1 pseudogene is annotated in these 1,430 nt (G+C 68.8%); it reads right to left on the reverse strand.

The features are described from left to right. Positions 1–1,430, reverse strand: a pseudogene (locus I55_RS37460) (heme utilization protein); the annotation flags it as partial.

The raw sequence follows: 1,430 nt of genomic DNA on the forward strand, positions 1-1,430 counted from the left end.
CCCGCATGTCCGATGTCGCCAGCGCGTTCAGCTGGTCGGTGGTCAGCGCCTGCACCTGGGCGCTGGACAGACCGATGATCTGGTTGCTGGCCAGCGCCGACAGGTTGTCGGAGGTGAGGGTGGACAGCTGGTCGGTGGTCAGCGTCGCCAGCTGGGCGGAGGTGAACTCCCGCACGTCCGCCGTGGTCAGGCTGTTCAGCTGGTCGCTGGTCAAGGACTGCACCTGGGCGGCGGACAGCTTGTTGACTTGGGCGCTGCTGAGTGCCGACAGGTTGTCCGACCCGAGGGTGGACAGCTGGTCGGTGGTCAAGGCCTGGACCTGGGCGGACGTCAGGGCGCGGATGTCGGCGGTGTTGAAGGCGTTCAGCTGGTCGCTGGTCAGGGCCTGGACCTGGGCCGTGGCCAGCTTAGCGACCTGCAGGGTGCTGAGTGCCGCCACCGTGTCGGTGCTGAGCGTCGACACCTGGTCCGTGGTCAGGGCCGCCAACTGCCCGGTGGTCAGGGCGCGCACGTCGGCGGTGGGCAGGGCGCTCAGCTGGTCGCTGTGCAGCGCCCGCACCTGGTCGGTGGACAGGCGGGCGACCTGGGCGGTGTTGAAGACCGCCACCTGGTCGCTGCTGAGTGCCGTGATCTGGCTGGTGGTCAGGCCGCCCACCTGGGCGGTGGTCAGGGCGGCCACGGTGGCGGTGCCCAGGCCCAATAGCTGGTCGGTGGTCAGGGCCTGGACCTGCGCGGTGGTGAATTCCCGCACATCGGTCGACGTCAGGCTGTTCAGCTGGTCGCTGGTCAAGGACTGCACCTGGGCGCTGGACAGACCGACGATCTGGTTGCTGGCCAGCGCCGACAGGTTGTCGGAGGTGAGGGTGGACAGCTGGTCGGTGGTCAGCGTCGCCAGCTGGGCGGAGGTGAACTCCCGCACCTCGGCCGTGGTCAGGCTGTTCAGCTGGTCGCTGGTCAAGGACTGCACCTGGGCTGCGGACAGCTTGTTGACCTGGGCGCTGCTGAGCGCCGACAGGTTATCCGACCCGAGGGTGGACAGCTGGTCCGTGGTCAGGGCCTGGACCTGGGCGGATGTCAGGGCGCGGATGTCGGCGGTGTTGAAGGCGTTCAGCTGGTCGCTGGTCAGCGCCTGGATTTGGGCGGTGGTCAGCCGGACGACCTGGGCCGTCGTCAGCGCGCTGACGGTATCGCTGCCCAGGGCGGTCAGCTGGTCGGAGGACAGGGCCGCGACCTGGGCGACCGTCAGGGCGTGGATGTCGGCGGTGCTGAAGGCATTCAGCTGGTCGGTTGTCAGCGCCCGCACCTGGGTGGTGGAAAGGCCGGCCACCTGCGCCGTCGTCAGGCCCGCTACCTGATCCACGGTCAGGGTAACCAGTTGGGCGGTGGTCAGCCCGGCCAGCTGAACCGTGGTCAGGACCGACAGGTTGGCG

The organism is Azospirillum sp. B4 (genome assembly GCF_000333275.1).
Lineage (GTDB): Bacteria > Pseudomonadota > Alphaproteobacteria > Azospirillales > Azospirillaceae > Nitrospirillum.